The sequence below is a fragment of the Kamptonema sp. UHCC 0994 genome, assembly GCF_029167235.1.
GTDB lineage: Bacteria > Cyanobacteriota > Cyanobacteriia > Cyanobacteriales > Microcoleaceae > Kamptonema.
On record NZ_JARFTR010000212.1, the window covers coordinates 1 to 16440 of the forward strand.

A 16440-nucleotide genomic window follows, 5' to 3' on the forward strand; every position below is an offset into this window, starting at 1 on the left:
AATACCGCCAAGATGGCGGCGTTACGGATACATTATTAGCGGTTGCTATAACCACTAACAAATTATGATTCTCGCAAAACGTAGCCAACACCACGCACAGTTTGAATCAAACGTTTTTCACCTTCATCTTCAATTTTAAGACGCAAATACCGAATATAAACTTCAATCACATTCGACTCACCCAAAAAATCATAACCCCAAACATTCTCCAGAATTTGTTCGCGAGTCAGAACTTCGCGAGAATGTTCCATTAAATATTTCAGAAGTTCATATTCTTTCATCGTCAAATCGATGCCGCGCCCATTACGAAAAGCTCGTCTTGTAGACAAGTCTAACACCAACTCCCCAAACCTTAATTCTTCAGCTTCACTTGTATCAGGTTGCAAATAAAGACGGACTAACTGCAAAAATTCTTCAGTCCGATACGGCTTAAGAAAATAGTCATCAGCCCCACATTCTAAACACGCCACCCGATCTTCAACCGTATCACGAGCCATTAACAAAAGCACGGGGACTCTATTACCAATATTTCTAAGATGGTTACACAATGTCAGTCCCGATTCTCCCGGCATCATCCGGTCAATTACAATCAAAGCAGGTTGGAGTTCAGCAGCCAGATGTTGACCGCTAGCAATGTCCGTCGCCACCACAGGCTCATAGCCAGAGGCTTTCAAGTCCAGACTGACGTGCTGAGCTAGAGCTTCGTCCGTTTGAACCAATAGGACACAGGGATTGCGGTCAAGGGTGAGTGCTCTCATCGGAATTGCGCGGTGTAGACTATCACTTATAGTAGCACGTTTAAAACCATTAAGTGCAAAGAAGAGAGACACAATACTTAATGATTAATTTCCCGCTCTTTACTTAAGATACATTTACTTCCACCAATTTAATTTTCTCAATTCCATCCAGGGTTTTGATTGACTTTAACTCGCGCACTCCTGCTCCTTTATTTAGTATTTCTTTAAATTCATTGGGCTGAATTATAAATAAGCATTGACCGCTCAATATCTGTGTTTGCGAAATAGAAGTTACTTGATACTTGCCCAGAGAATAGCCTGTTGTCACCTCTGGCTCAATTGGAGCTTTTTGGTGTTCGCTAGGAGGATATTTTGTATAGAATAAAATATAAATATTTGGCCGCCAAAACTTGTCGCTGACTATGGTACAATTGTAGGAACTTTTTTCTGCAAAATTAATAGCTTCTTTCATGCCGTACTGCCAATTTTTAGAAGTGTTACCAATGATATACTGAGAGTAGTTAAAGTAGAAATTCAAAAACGCTGTGAAGCTAGCAGTTACAATTGCGATCGCGATCGAATTAAAATACTTTTTTCTGTTAGAACTTACTAAACTGCTAATCTGAAAAAGACCGTAACCTGAGAGAATAGAGAATAGAGGTACACCTACAATCGCACGGATAGCATGAGCAGAATCTATCACCGCCGCTGGGATTGGATAGAGAAAAAGCCATAGTAAAAGAATACTCCGTTCTTTAGTTTTAGTTTTACATAAAAAGTAAATTCCCGCCAAAACAGTTGCCAATTCAAAAAGATAAAGTTCTCCAACTCCTACTCCCGAAACGCTGCGGCGGGGGTTAGGATCTCCATTAACAAAAAGAAACCCTGGATCGAAATAAGACAGGTAATTTTTAATAATACGTAAAATATTTGTTTGAATCCCTGTCGTTGTCGCTCTTGCCATACCTTCTGGAGTTATCCAAAACATAAACATCGGAATAAAAATTACCATAAAGATAGAAATTGCTATTAAAGTTTGTCGCCGATTATTCCAGAAGTGCCGCCAGAATATAATCGTTAAAATCAACATGAAAAGCGGTACAAAGCCTCTAGCAGAAGAGTAAGTGTAAAGACTTAAGCCGAAGATTAAAGCACTTAGGGGTAAATAGTTAGGCTTCTTAAAACTTTTGATAAATAGTAGGAGTGCTAAACTAAACAAAAAAGGGAGTAATATAGCTCTAAAAGCTAATCTGCTGAAAAAGATGTGCCAGGGACTTATGGCACATAATAAAGCAGACAATAGAGCTATTTTTTGATTGTTAAAACATTCTTTACTCAAGTAGTAAACAACTGGGACTGTGAGAGTGCCAATAATAGCTGAAGGTAATCTAATGGAAAACTCATTTAGCCCGAAAAGTTTAACTATAGGAATACTGAGAAATATATACAGAGTTTCGCGATAATCACTCAAAGCTTTGGTGAAAAAAGGCAGAAAAACACCGTAGCGATCGCGCATTGTTTCCATGATAGAATAAGTATCATAGCCATTGGAAGCTTCATCTACAGAAAAGGATATCGGTGCTGTTCCTAGAAATGCTATTCTTAGCAAAGCTGCTAGCACAATAATTAGCAACAAGCTTTTATTTAGGCGGAATTTAATGACAGTTTTTGGGGTCATGTTCTTTATTTACTTTTTCTTAAAAATAGTTATTTCTGGGTTGATTTTATCAATATTTGAATAAATATACATTTTATCCAACTCTCGATAGCTTAACTCTTTCTGGTTAAAAAGATTCCACTTGGGTTGAGATTGATATTTTAATACTAACTTGTAGTTAATTTCTTTGTTCAAATCATCAAAAAATGCGTATTCTGGAGTGTTTTTTTTAAATCTACGAATATCATAGCTACTACTAACAATAACATAGTTTGCCTTTTTCTGAGATAAAAGTTCTAGAGAAGGATTGTCTACATTTTCTGCCTTGAAATTATCTAGTCTGGGTGAATATTTATTACCACCAGTATTTAAAATCAAAGCGCTTGGATCTATATTTTGCTGCATCCATTTTTCAACGTAGTATCTGGAGTCTTGCATCATTAAAATATTAACCGAAAATCCATAGGCAAATGTATAAACAAACAAGGATGTAACTAGGCTAACTTTAGCCTTAAATAACTTTTTCTCTGGATTTAAAAATTCTCCTAAAAATTTACCACCGCACAAAGCTAAAATTAGTGTTAAAGGCATTAAGTAGCGAACAGTATTATACCATACTACACAGACATAAAATAGGTAGTATGATATTGTAGGGACGAATAGAGAGACAAATAAATAATTTTTTTTGAAGCGAGATAATATACTCGCAAATCCTAATAAGCACATAATATAAATCGGCCATCCCAGAGAAAATCTGAGATGAGTTAAAGTCTGGCGAAACATTTCTAATTGACCGAAAATATTTTGTTCGTATCTGGGGCGAATACTTCCCCCACCTGTGGTTATTAATTTGACGTGCTTCAAAAAACCTGGCAGGTTAAAGATGATATTTTGCAATAATAAAAAGGCTCCAATACCTACAACCAGAGACAAAATGATTTTTTTGTCAGTCAAAGACTCCTTAAGAGTAATATCTGGATTATACTGTTTTAGATAGCGATGATGGTCGGCAACAATAAATATAGGGGTGAGCAGATAAAAAGCATAGGATTGGTCTTTAGTACAAACAGCGATAGCAGCAGTTAAAGCAAATAAAAGATAATCTTTAAGGTGGTGATATTTTAACAATTTTAGATAAAATAGTAAAGACAGCATTACCCATACAAGATAGGGAACTTCTAAGTTAATGGTTTTAGAATAATAGATAAAGGGAACGCTTAAGGCGATAATAAGTACAGCCCAAAGAGAAGACTTTTTATCATAAATTTCTAGTCCACACCGATAGATAATTACTAGAAGTGCAGCACCCATGAGCGCAGTAAGAAATCTGCCAATGTAGAAAAGAACCGTGTAAGCTGGTAAACTGTAAATATCGATAATATTTAACTTGTGCAATAACCAAGCAGGGGAGTAAAGTACAGCTAAAATATAAAAGTGAACAGGAGGATATTTATAATGCCAACCATTAGAGAAACCTTTCTCAATACCTTCAATCACTCGCAAAGGTATAAGTTCGTCAGGGGCCCAGCCGCTAAAACTTGGCAAACCCCACCAGATGCCACAAGTATTAAGACAAAAGCTGAACATTAATAGTATAATCAAGGCGATCGTGATTTTATTATCTGATTTGACCCAAAACCTCAAGTTGAACCTCCCTCTCTAGAAAATCGCCAATAAATTAGTAAAATTATCATATAACGGATTGAGTCAAAATTAATGACTTTCAACAAACAAGTTTTCAAAGCTATTCTATTCCCAATTGGGCTTTGGCTAGTTCTTGAGTTCGTATCCTATATTGTGGCAGAAGTCCTCTGGTTTGAGGAAGTTGGCTATCTCTCAGTGTTTTGGCGCAGAGTAGTAACTGAATGGGTATTGTTTGCTTTTACTCTAGCTGTCACCTTTGGTTTTTGGCTAGGGAATTTAGCCTTGGCAAATCGGCTCAAATTCCCCTCAAATCAGGATAGAGAGAGGGACAGCAAGAGCAAAAATTTAACCCGTAATTTTACAAACACATCCTTATTAAGAAATCGCAAAAAATCAAAGACCCAAATTGAATTGATAGGGCTAATATTGTTTGCATTTGGATTGAGCTTATTGATAAGTTATGCTATACTTTACTACGGAAAAATTGCCGTAAGATTTTGGAATATAGATATCAGCTTGGCTAACACTTTACTACCCTTGCCTATTGAATTTAGAATTGATTCAATAGGGCAAATGGCAAAGGATCTATTGTTTGATTGGTGGCAGTTAGGAGTATTGATAACATTTACTATTATTTTGACAATTGCGCCTCAATTTTGGCTAAATGCTGTAGCCATACTAATGAGTTTAGGCTTGGCTTTAATTTCCTCCCACCACTGGGCAAAAGTATTGCAATATTTACAACCTACTGCCTTTAAGATTACCGAACCACTCTTTAACCTCGATCTTAGCTTTTATGTCTTTACTCTACCAATTTTACAGCTTATTGCATTTTTGGCAACAGGATTATTTTTCTATGGATTACTATCTTGCACTCTCCTCTATTTACTCTCAGGAAATAGTCTAAGCCAGGGAACTTTTCATGGTTTTTCTCCGCAGCAACAACGCCACTTGTACGGACTCGGAGGAGGTGTGATGCTAGTTATAGCATTCCGTTATTGGTTAGCCCGTTACGAGCTGCTTTATTCCCAACAAAGTGTTACCTATGGGGCGAGTTATACTGACGTGACAGTGCAACTTCCTACCTATACTATTCTGAGTATATTAGCAGGAATTACCAGCATTTTCTTGTTTTTTCAAGCCATAAAATTTAAACATAAAAATAAAATTTTAAAGCCTATTATTTTAGGCTTTGTAATTGCCAACGTTGCTCTAACTTTAGTCCTGCCAGAAGTAGTACAACGACTCGGCGTTCAACCCAACGAACTAGCACGAGAACGGTTATATATTAAACGAAGTATCGATTTTACCCAACAGGCATTTGACTTAAAAAGACTAGAAGTAAAAACCTTCGTACCTGAAAGTAAACTCACCTATGCCGAACTCCAAAAAAATCAGCTTACTATTAGAAACATTCGCCTCTGGGATAAGCGTCCGCTGTTGCAAACAAATAGGCAATTACAGCAAATTAGACCCTACTATAAATTTTCAGATGCTGATATCGATCGTTATACAATCAAGAAAAATCAAAAAGAAAACGGTGACACAGAAAGGCAACAAGTAATTATAGCAGCACGGGAGTTAAATTATGAAACAGTACCTCAACAAGCTCAAACTTGGCTGAACGAAAATTTAGTTTATACTCACGGCTATGGGTTTACTCTGTCTCCTGTAAATACAGTTGGTGAAGGCGGGTTGCCAAACTATTTTGTTAAGGATATTGGCGTTAATACTACAAGTGGTAATAAAAGCACTTTAGGAATAACTAGCGAAGAGATTAGAGCGAGTATTCCTATTGATACACCCCGAATTTATTACGGTGAAATTACCGATACCGACGTGATAGCACCAACGAAAGTTAAGGAGTTTGACTATCCGAGTGGAGATGAGAACGTTTACAATAATTATGATGGTAGCGGTGGTATTCCGATCGCTTCTATGTGGCGTAGGCTAGTATTTGCCAAGTATTTAAATAACTGGCAGATGGCACTAACAGATAATTTTACTCCTAAAACTAAGGTATTATTCCGCCGGAATATTAAAGAACGAGTCCGTGCAATCGCACCTTTTCTTCGCTACGATATCGACCCATATTTAGTAGTAGCAAATACTACTATATATAATCAAAATAAGGAAGAAGAAAAATCAGATATTTCTAATTCAAACAACTATCTTTACTGGATTATCGACGCATATACTGTCAGCGATCGCTACCCCTACTCAGACCCAGGTCAACATCAATTTAACTACATTCGCAACTCTGTTAAAGTAGTAATAGATGCTTACAATGGCTCCGTAAAATTTTATGTAGCCAACCCATCTGACCCCATTATTAATAGCTGGATTGCCATTTTTCCGGGACTTTTCAAAACCCTCGATCAAATGCCAGCGACTCTCCGCAGTCACATTCGCTATCCAGTAGATTTGTTCAGCATTCAATCCGAACGTTTACTCACTTATCACATGGAAGACCCGCAAGTATTTTACAATCGCGAAGATTTGTGGCGGGTTCCTAACGAAATTTATGGTAGCGAACAACAGCCTGTGCAGCCTTATTATTTGATTATGAAGTTGCCAACGGAAAACTCAGAAGAATTTGTTTTGTTGCTTCCTTTTACTCCTGTAAGTCGTAATAATTTAATTGCTTGGTTAGCTGCTCGTTCTGACGGAGACAATTATGGTAAACTACTGCTTTATCAATTTCCTAAGCAGAGATTGGTCTACGGGCCCGAACAAATTGAAGCTTTAATTAATCAAGAGCCAGCTATTTCCGAGCAGATTTCTCTCTGGAATCGCCAAGGTTCAAAGGCAGTCCAAGGGAATTTATTAGTGATTCCAATTGAAGAATCTTTGCTCTATGTTGAGCCGATATATTTAGAAGCTACAGAGAACAGTTTACCAACTTTAGTTAGAGTAATTGTTGCTTATGAAAACCGCATTGTCATGGCCGAAACCCTCGATGAAGCACTGAAAGCAGTTTTCTTCAGTAAACCTATCAGTAAACCTGCGATCGTTCGACCTGTAAAGGAAACGAGTCCAGCCTTACAGTAATTATAGCTAGGGACTAGCTATAATATCAGCTATAATTAGGCAATACTCTTGAGATATTCTGCCGCTGCATTTTACTTTTAATTTAGTAGGCTGGGGTAAAGCTAGTGCTTTACCGAATTTACATTACCTACCTTACCCGCTCATAAATTACAAATCCAGCACTAGGAACTGTAATCAAAAAACATTTAACACCTTTATCCTCTACTGTTATTTTATTGCCAATCTGCGCCTTGTCAGTCGAGTAAACACATTGAAAGCGATCGCCAACTTGATGCAAGTTATAATCAATATTTACCCAGGCAGTTTGCGGCTGATTATAATCTGTATTTATTGCCACAACTATTTCATCTTTATCTAACAATCGCGACCAAGGAACAACCGAGCGAATTTCATCTCCCAGCATTCGGGGTAAACCAAAGTCTACGCCATTACCCGAAATCGGGCGTAAATATTGGCGACCTCGCCGCAGAGTAATTTTCTGCTTCCTGATTTCCAGTATTTTTGCTAATTCTTGATAGACTTGATTTTCTTCATTAAAAAAGTGTCTATCTCGGCTAGTAAATGAGCCAAATTCGCCACCAAACATAGCTTCTCGGATGTAGCGATCGCTATCTCCTCCACCATTAAAACATTGTTCGCTGCCATAGTAAATACAGGGAATACCTAAAGTTAACGCATTGAAAGCCAGAGCATTTAGCACAACTTTTTCGCCATTTTCTCCAGCACAAAAACGACCTTTGCTATTTCCTTTCTCAACTTGGTCGTGGTCATCAAACATAGTAACAACTTTGTTTCTAAACCAAACATGAGAACTTTTATTAATTAAAAGCGAATTGCGAAACAAGGAAAAATAGGTACTCGGATCGCGGTATCCCTTGACTAGATATGCTAGCTTATCTGGAATCTCACTAATACCTAAAGCTGCATCTAACCCAGTTTCATCTAAAGTAGAATACGCATTTTGACGACCTCCAGTAATTTCGCCAATTAAGTAAAAATTTTCTTTGCCAATCAGTTGAGAAAATTCGTGAATTGCCTCAGCAAAGTAACGAGTAGCACCTCGTTCCATGTGTTTTACTGTATCAACACGGAAGCCGTCTATATCTGCGTAAGCAATCCAAAATTTATAAACTTCACAGAGGTTAAGAAGTCCTACTGAAGGCTCATAAAAATCCGTACTTCCTTGACCAGTACGAATGTCTTTTAAGCTAAAGAAATCACCTTCCACGTATTCAGGATAATTATCCCAATTCCTGATGTAACCTTTTTGCGTAAAATTAGAATGATCTTGGAATTCAGCCGGCCAAATTGCTCCATCTGGCCATGCTTCTGGATTTTTTTCCAAATTAACTCGCCCAAAAGAAATCGTTGGTTTCCCTTCTTTATCATTAAACCCTTTTACGGGATAAGGGCCGGGCCAATAAGGGTCAGAAGTCTCGTAACTAAAAATATCACCAGCATGGTTTAAAATAATGTCTAAAATCACATAAATTCCATGTTGGTGAGCGGTTTCGACCAGTGTTTTTAAATCTTCGCGAGTGCCAAAATTGGGATCGACATCCAGAAAGTTTTGAATGCCATAACCGTGATAGCTTTCGTAAAAAGAAACCTGCTTGAAAATCGGACTTACCCACAAAGCTGTTACTCCCAAGCGTTTTAAATAGCCTATTTTACTGGTGAGTCCCTGAAGATTACCTCCTACCCATTTAACTCCCGCTTCCCGCCAACGTTGAGCATCTTCTGGAGTTTTGATCGCATTACCAGCATCTTTCTCAGTGAAAATGGGAGTTTTGCCAGTTTTAACAATGTTTCCCTGATTGTCCTTGTAGCCATTTTCTTTGCCATCCGAGAAGCGGTCTAGCATCAGAAAGTAAAGTATTTGGTCTTCCCAGGCTATGGGAGAGGGGAAAAATTGGCGATTAGCACGCAAAGATGCTAAATCTAACTCTGCTAATGTTTTTTCTACCACAGTCTGCACTTCTCCTATGTGAATAACAATTCAATTTGACATTGGTACTATAGCAACCGCCAAGGCGGTTAGGGACTAGGGGCTAGGGGCTAGGGGCTAGGGAAAGAAGGGAAAGAAGGGAATAGAATCAGGGAGTTTGGTGGAACTCAGAATGTCTTAACCGCCTTGGCGTTTGCTATAATTCAAAGGTAAAATTGTGACATATTTTGCTGGTTTTGTCAATTCTCTTCTTCCCCTAGTCCCTAGTCCCTAGTCTCTAGTCCCTAGCTATATCATCGTTTTTAATTCTGCCTAACAATGAATATTTCTCGCTCCGTCTTTTGGGTCAACTGTTTAGCCTTTGTATTGGTAATTGTTGTAACTGCTTATGCCAAATTCTTTACGTATTCAGTTGGCTCAATATTCCATCCTCCTGACTATGCGCCATTTTTTACGTTTAGTTTATTAACTAATCTCTTCCAGCTTTTATGTAGTATCCCAGTTGTACTTTGCGCTTTTAGTTGGGCCTTGCTTAGAAATAAACATAGGAATAAAAAAAATACTTTCATTTTTGCTTCTGCAATTCTCACGGGAGCTTTCGTGTTAGTAGAATTTTTTAGAGTTCACGTTCATCTTGAAGACATTGGCATACCCAAGCTAGTAACGGTGGTATTTTTCGTAACAATTGCTATTGGATATGGGTTAGCTTTTTGGCGTGTAATACTATCAACTCCTTACTTTTTACTAATAACTAGCATGGGTTTAATGTTTATTGTTGTTATCGTAGACTCTCTAAAATTACCTGGTGATGGAATTCCGAGTTTACTAGAAGGTGTTCCTAAATTATTTACGGCGATTAATATTGTACTTTATTATTGGGTAGTTTGCTTCCGAGAAGTAAAGAGAATGATGATAAATTCTGTTGACAGTTAACTATTATACAGAAGATTGCAGGTTTATGACGGACAGTCGATGTAATAATTTTTGAGGGCGCTCAGTGAACTACTTACCAACTGTGTCTTATATTTACCTGCAATCTGCTGTAAATCCTGTAATATTGCTATATTTCTCTCCTAAATCAGCATGAAGCTAGCCGATGTAATGGCATTCTTACTCACGCCAATCATCACACCCAACTGCTCCCCTGTCAACAGATTCTTAATAATTGTCCCCTGATTGTTATCAGTCAATTCTAACTGACCAAAACTCAATCCGCCGCTTAATCCAATCAAGTCTTGACCAATGGTAAAATCAGCAATAGTATCAAATCCTTGACCAGATTTTAAGGCAAAGATATCGTTACCGCTACCACCGATCAAACTATCATTTCCCAAATCTCCGTAGAGAATATCATCACCTTTCCCACCCGTGAGAGTGTCATTATTTTCACCTCCATAAATGGTATCATTCCCTTCACAACCTCCGAGCAAATCGTCTTGTTCGTTACCACTGATTAAGTCATCGCCTACACCACCACAGATGGTATCAGAACCGAAATTTCCAAAGATGTTATCATTACCTTCACTACCCAGAATTGTGTCGTTACCTTGACCTCCATATAAAACATCATTATCCTTGCCACCGTCGATGAAATCATCATCTTTGTTGCCAAAAATTATGTCATTACCTTCGCGGCCATTCAGCAAGTCATTACCTTTGCCTCCGAAGATTAAATCATTACCCAATTCGCCAAGAATGATGTCGTTTCCTTCGTCTCCAAAGAGGATATCTTCGCCATTACCGCCGGTGATGAAGTCGTTGCCTTGGTTGCCGTTAAAGATGTCTTTGTTCTCGCCACCATAGAGGTTGTCATCCCCAGATTTGGCATCGAATATATTGCCATTTTTGCTGCCGAGAAATTTATCATTTTGGGTAGTACCTATTTGAATTTCGGGTACACCGATGATAGTATTTTCAACTGAATTAGGTTGGTTTAATTCGGGATAGACAATTGTTTCGCAGATGCAGCTATCATCTGGGATGTTATTAGTTATTGGCGTGGGAGTTGGTGTCACCGATGGCGTTGGTGTCACCGATGGTGTTGGCGTTACCGATGGAGTTTGTGTTACCGATGGCGTAGGCGTTACCGATGGCGTAGGTATCGGAGTTGGAGTTGGCGTAGGCGTTACCGTTGGCGTTGGTGTCACCGTTGGCGTAGGCGTTACCGTTGGAGTTGGTGTTACCGATGGAGTTGGTGTCACCGATGGAGTTGGTGTTACCGATGGAGTCGGTGTCACCGATGGAGTCGGTGTCACCGATGGAGTTGGTATGGGTGTCGGTACAGGTGTCGGTACAGGTGTCGGTGTGGTGTCGTTATCAGTATTAGTAACTGCAACATCAGCAGCATCAACACCACTGTAATTAGTATCGGTACTGGTGGCCGCCGCTGTGACAATATTGTAGGCAATATTCCCATCAACTACTAAATCATCTACTCCCGTAACTGTGACTGTTTGTGCCACATTCCAGTTAGCAGAGGTGAAAGTTAAACTGGTTTTATCTACCGTACCTTCGGCGGTGTTACTGCTAGTTAATGGAATGGTAACATCCGCTGTTGGTTGACTATTTAAAACTACTGTAAAGTTAGCGGTTCCCCCGGCTTCCGTAGTTATTAAACCTGTGGTAGGTGTGACTGTAATTCCCGCAGTATCATTGTCAGTAATCGTCACACTTTGATTAGTAGTAGTTCCTAATGCTATTCCTGTTGATGGGTTGCTAATTGTTAAAGTAGCTGTTTCCGTACCTTCGATAAGATTATCATCATTAACTGTAATGGTTACTTGCCCCGTACTACTCCCATCTGGGATAGTTATTTGAGTGGGAATAGTAGTAGTAAAATCAGGCGCACTCGCAGTACCAGTTAATGCTAAATTAACTGTTTGAGCGCCGACGACATTACCTTCGGCTGTGGCGGTAAAAGTAATAGCTGTTGTCCCGGCTTCACTGGCAGTAGTTGTGCTGGCAGTCAGGTTAACTTTCGGTACGGGAATGGTAATATTAAAAGTAGCTATGTTGGAAAGGTCAACACCAGCATTTGTCGTACCGCCGTTATCTTGCAGTTGCACACTTACGGTGGCGGTACCGGGTTTACCGCTAGGAGTGTAGGTCAGTGTGCCATTGGTTGCTACACTTGGTTGAGTGGTAAATAAAGTATTGTCGTTGTTAGTAATAGGCAAGTAGTTGAGGACTGTTTGAGTTGATTCATTGGCGGGGCCGAAAGTAACACTATTTACCCAATTACTGACGGTTTGAATTGTGTTTGTCCAAGCTGTTAGGGTTTGAGTTCCTAAGTTAGTGAAACTGGGTTTGTCATTAACTGCGGTAACGGTGATATCTGCGGTGTCGGTGAGAGTGCTGAAGGCGGTGATACCGCCGTTGGTGCTGGTATCAGCGGTGCTGCCGTTAGTGCCAGATGTGTTATCCCAAGCGCGGAAGGTGATGCCGTTGGTGACGGTGCCGTTGTAGTCGGCAGTTGGTTGGAAGTAAATGCGGCTATTGGCATCAGCTGCTAGTAGGCGACCATTGGTATTGGATACTGTGCCCAAGGCTGTCCAAGTTGTACCGCCATCTATGGTGTAAAACCAACTGCCGTTAGTCGTGTCGGCGGCGGTGATGGCTACGCCTGCTACTGCGCCTGTGTCGGGGTCGGTGATGTTTGTAGGTATGGCTGCAATAGATGAGATGAGGTTGCCGACTGCGCCAGTGGGTGCAACTGCATCTTCGAGGATGGCAGTGAGGGTGACAACGGTATCGGCAAGGACGGGGGCGGTGTTGCCAGTGCCAGTGATAGTGCCGTAAACATCGTTATTGTCTTGGCTATTGCCGGCACCGTTGGCGGGAGTGTTAGCACCGGGAGTGCCAGCTTGGTTGGCGGCGGTGTTGCCGGTGAAGGTGGCTCCAGATGAGGTGACGGTAGGTAGGGCAGAGGGCATCCCTTGGGTACTGCCATTAACTGGGTCAGTATTGACAGACTGCATGGCAAATATTGCGCCACCTTTGCCTTGACCGGGGTTGGTAGCCGTGCCGCCGGTGGCTGTGTTGCCGCTAAAAGTGGCATTATTCAGGGCTAAAGAACCCGTGCGGATGAAGATTGCACCCCCAAAGCCGGCACCGCCGCCATAGCCATTGCCGCCGCCAAAGCCGCCAACGCCGCTGGTAACTTCGCTGCCGCCGCCGCCACCGCCATAGCCGCCATTGCCGCCTCTGTCGCTGCTGCCATAGACTCCACCGCTGCCGCCGCCGCCGCCAAACCCGCCGTTGCCACCGTTGCTGCCCATGCCATAGTTGCCGCCGCCGCCACCGCCAAAGCCGCCGTTGCCGCCAACGCCATAGCCGCCGTTGCCGCCGCCGCCAAACCCGCCGGTGCCGCCGCCGTAATTGCTGTTACCTCCATAAGCACCAGCACCGGTAGTGCTGCTTGCAAATAGCCCGCCACCGCCGTAGCCGCCGCCGCTCATGCTACTGCCGAACATTCCGCCACCGCCGCGATTAAAAGTGAAGTCTGCACCATTACCACCAACAGCGCTGTTATTACTAAAGGTGACGTTATCTACCCCGACAGTGCCGTCATAAATGAACAAGCCACCTCCCATGCCAGCGCCGCCACCACCTCCCCCACCACTCCCTCCTTGGGCTTTGCTGTTGGTGACAGTCATGTTGGAGAAATTGACGGTTCCCGACTTGACAAAGAAGGGACGAAAAGCATTACCACCATCGACACTAAAGTTATTGCCAATAAAATCAATGTTGCTGTTAACTAGGGTTTTCATTACCCCGCCAATTGTGACATTTGTGGTGAGGGTAATCGTGTCATCCCCGGCTGCGGCATTCGCATCTAAAATTGCTTTACTTAATGTGCCTGCTACAGTGCCAGTGCCATCATCTGCTGCCACTGTGACATTAAAGTTAGCTAGTGTATATTCATAATCTTTCATCGCCTCCCGATTAAAGGGGACGGCGGCTTCTATTTTGCCCGTTGCTATTTCTAAATCCCAGTCACCACCTAATGCTTGATTTCCAGTTAAGTCGTTAGAGGCGGCGACATCTGCTCCGGTGAGTTCGCTCAATCGTTTGACAAAATTCTTGCCCGTTTCCCCGGCGGCTACGTCGCATCCATATAATAGGATGTCGCCATTTTCAGTTAGGGCATTTCCCCACTGTTTTAGCTGGGTATTGAAATTGTCTATATCATTCCCATTCAGTACATCAGTACCGAGTTTTAAACTGCCTTCGCTACCGTGAGAAAGTATCTGTACAGATTCAATATCTTTTTGATTGGCTAAGGTATTGGTAATTTGTTCGATGCCGCTCAAATTTTCATTTTAAATGAAAATTTGAGCGGCATCGGCGTTGTCAATAAGAGTTTGATAGTCTTGTACGGCGGAGTCTACGAAAATTATCTGGTTGGTCATAGTGGATTACCTGATTTTTTTGAGATGTTGACAAAAATGTGCTATTATCTGTGTAAAAGCACTTTAACCTGTCCATAAATGCGACTGGAACTATGCTAACCCTACCTACAGATGTATGTCAACAGTTAGATGCAAAGCAGCTTAGTTATAGCTATAGATGGTTAAAAGCTTAAGGTGGCGAAGTGCCACCTTACATTTTATTCTTCTCCTAAATCACCATAAAATTAGCAGAAGTAATCGCATTTTTACTTACCCCAATCATCACAGCTAACTCGTCTCCTGTCAAGATACTCTTAATCACAGTTCCCTGATTATTCTGAGTCAATTCTAACTGAAGAAAACTCAAACCGCCACTTAATCCAATCAAGTCTTGACCAATGGTAAAATCACCGATAGTATCAAATCCTTGACCAGCTTTTAAGACAAAAATATCATTACCACTACCGCCAATCAAACTATCATTTCCCAAATCTCCGTAGAGAATATCATCACCTTTCCCACCCGTGAGAGTGTCATTATTTTCCCCTCCATAAATGGTATCATTGCCTTCACATCCTCCGAGCAAATCGTCTTGTTCGTTACCACTGATTAAGTCATCGCCTACACCACCACAGATGGTATCAGAACCGAAATTTCCAAAGATGTTATCATTACCTTCACTACCCAGAATTGTGTCGTTACCTTTCCCTCCATATAAAACATCATTATCCTTGCCACCGTCGATGAAATCATCATCTTTATTGCCAAAAATTATGTCATTACCTTCGCGGCCATTCAGAAAGTCATTGCCTTTGCCTCCGAAGATTAAATCGTTACCCAATTCACCCAGGATGATATCGCTATCTTCGTCTCCAAAGAGGATGTCATCGCCATTACCACCGGTGATGAAGTCGTTGCCTTTGTTGCCGTTAAAGATGTCATTGCCGTTGCCACCGTAGAGGTTATCATCCCCTGATTTAGCATCGAATATATTGTCAGAGTCACTACCAAGAAATTTATCATTTTTGGCAGTACCTATTGAAATTCCGGGTACTCCGATGATGGTGTTTTCAACTTGGTTAGGTTGGTTTAATTCGGGATAGACAATTGTTTCGCAGATGCAGCTATCCTCTGGGATGTTATTAGTTATTGGCGTGGGAGTTGGTGTCACCGATGGAGTCGATGTTACCGATGGAGTTGGTGTCACCGATGGAGTTGGTGTCACCGATGGAGTTGGTGTTACCGATGGAGTTGGTGTTACCGATGGAGTCGGTGTTACTGTTGGAGTTGGTGTTACTGTTGGAGTCGGTGTTACTGTTGGAGTTGGTGTTACTGTTGGAGTTGGTGTTACTGTTGGAGTCGGTGTTACTGTTGGAGTCGGTGTTACCGATGGAGTCGGTGTTACCGATGGAGTCGGTACAGGTGTCGGTACAGGAGTCGGTGTGGGTGTCGGTGTGGTGTCGTTATCAGTATTAGTAACTGCCACATCAGCAGCATCAACACCACTGTAATTAGTATCGGTACTGGTGGCCGCAGCGGTGACAATATTGTAGGCAATATTCCCATCAACAACTAAATCATCTACACCCGTTACTGTGACTGTTTGTGCCACATTCCAGTTAGCAGAGGTGAAAGTTAAACTGGTTTTATCTACCGTACCTTCGGCGGTGTTACTGCTAGTTAATGGAATAGTAACATCAGCCGTTGGTTGACTATTTAAAACGACTGTAAAATTAGCGGTTCCCCCGGCTTCCGTTGTGGTTAAACCAGTGGTGGGTGTAACAGTGATGCCTTTGGTGTCGTTATCAGTATTAGTAACTGCGACATCCGTAGCATCAACACCGTTGTAATTAGTATCGGTACTGGTGGCCGCAGCCGTTAAGATGTTGTAGGCAATATTCCCATCAACAACTAAATCATCTACACCCGTTACTGTGACTGTTTGTGCCACATTCCAGTTAGCAGAGGTGAAAGTTAAACTGGTTTTATCTACCGTACCTTCGGCGGTGTTAC

The 16440-nt window shown here is 41.3% G+C and carries 8 protein-coding genes; 2 read left to right on the forward strand and 6 right to left on the reverse strand.

Features of this window, described 5'->3' with window-relative positions:
• Nucleotides 1-62: 62 nt before the first annotated feature.
• The 3 genes from PY364_RS19340 to PY364_RS19350 all read right to left on the reverse strand — a co-directional run bounded on the left by PY364_RS19340 (nucleotide 63) and on the right by PY364_RS19350 (nucleotide 4038).
• Nucleotides 63-758: a response regulator transcription factor NblR gene (locus PY364_RS19340; protein WP_275524955.1), complete on the reverse strand. Its 696-nt coding sequence runs from the start codon at nucleotides 756-758 to the stop codon at nucleotides 63-65.
• Between the two features lie 103 nt (nucleotides 759-861).
• Nucleotides 862-2415: a glycosyltransferase family 39 protein gene (locus PY364_RS19345; RefSeq protein ID WP_275524941.1), complete on the reverse strand. Its 1554-nt coding sequence runs from the start codon at nucleotides 2413-2415 to the stop codon at nucleotides 862-864.
• A gap of 9 nt (nucleotides 2416-2424) precedes the next feature.
• Entirely contained in the window at nucleotides 2425-4038 is a 1614-nt protein-coding gene (locus PY364_RS19350) for a glycosyltransferase family 39 protein (RefSeq protein ID WP_275524943.1), read from the reverse strand.
• Nucleotides 4039-4110: 72 nt separating this feature from the next.
• On the opposite strand from PY364_RS19350, the gene PY364_RS19355 reads away from it, so the two are divergent.
• Nucleotides 4111-7089, forward strand: coding sequence for a UPF0182 family protein (locus tag PY364_RS19355; protein ID WP_275524945.1), 2979 nt, complete (start codon nucleotides 4111-4113; stop codon nucleotides 7087-7089).
• 127 nt (nucleotides 7090-7216) lie between these two features.
• Here PY364_RS19355 and PY364_RS19360 read toward each other — a convergent pair whose 3' ends face one another.
• The gene (locus PY364_RS19360; RefSeq protein ID WP_275524947.1) at nucleotides 7217-9058 is read right to left on the reverse strand and encodes an alpha-amylase family glycosyl hydrolase; all 1842 of its coding nucleotides are present in this window, start codon (nucleotides 9056-9058) and stop codon (nucleotides 7217-7219) included.
• 297 nt (nucleotides 9059-9355) lie between these two features.
• Between PY364_RS19360 and PY364_RS19365 the strand changes: the two genes are divergently transcribed.
• Complete coding sequence (locus tag PY364_RS19365; protein WP_275524949.1) at nucleotides 9356-9970, forward strand: hypothetical protein; 615 nt, start codon at nucleotides 9356-9358, stop codon at nucleotides 9968-9970.
• Nucleotides 9971-10110: 140 nt separating this feature from the next.
• Here the strand turns inward: PY364_RS19365 and PY364_RS19370 are convergent, their stop codons facing one another.
• Nucleotides 10111-14349, reverse strand: coding sequence for a DUF4347 domain-containing protein (locus PY364_RS19370; RefSeq protein ID WP_275524951.1), 4239 nt, complete (start codon nucleotides 14347-14349; stop codon nucleotides 10111-10113).
• 307 nt (nucleotides 14350-14656) lie between these two features.
• Nucleotides 14657-16440, reverse strand: a 1784-nt coding sequence (locus PY364_RS19375) for a calcium-binding protein (RefSeq protein ID WP_275524953.1), incomplete at its 5' end; no start/stop codon positions are given.

Bases quoted from the DNA above. Each gene is read 5' to 3' on its own strand.
- PY364_RS19345 (WP_275524941.1), bottom strand. From the start codon at position 2,415: ATGACCCCAAAAACTGTCATTAAATTCCGCCTAAATAAAAGCTTGTTG.
- PY364_RS19340 (WP_275524955.1), bottom strand. From the start codon at position 758: ATGAGAGCACTCACCCTTGACCGCAATCCCTGTGTCCTATTGGTTCAA.
- PY364_RS19365 (WP_275524949.1), top strand. From the start codon at position 9,356: ATGAATATTTCTCGCTCCGTCTTTTGGGTCAACTGTTTAGCCTTTGTA.
- PY364_RS19355 (WP_275524945.1), top strand. From the start codon at position 4,111: ATGACTTTCAACAAACAAGTTTTCAAAGCTATTCTATTCCCAATTGGG.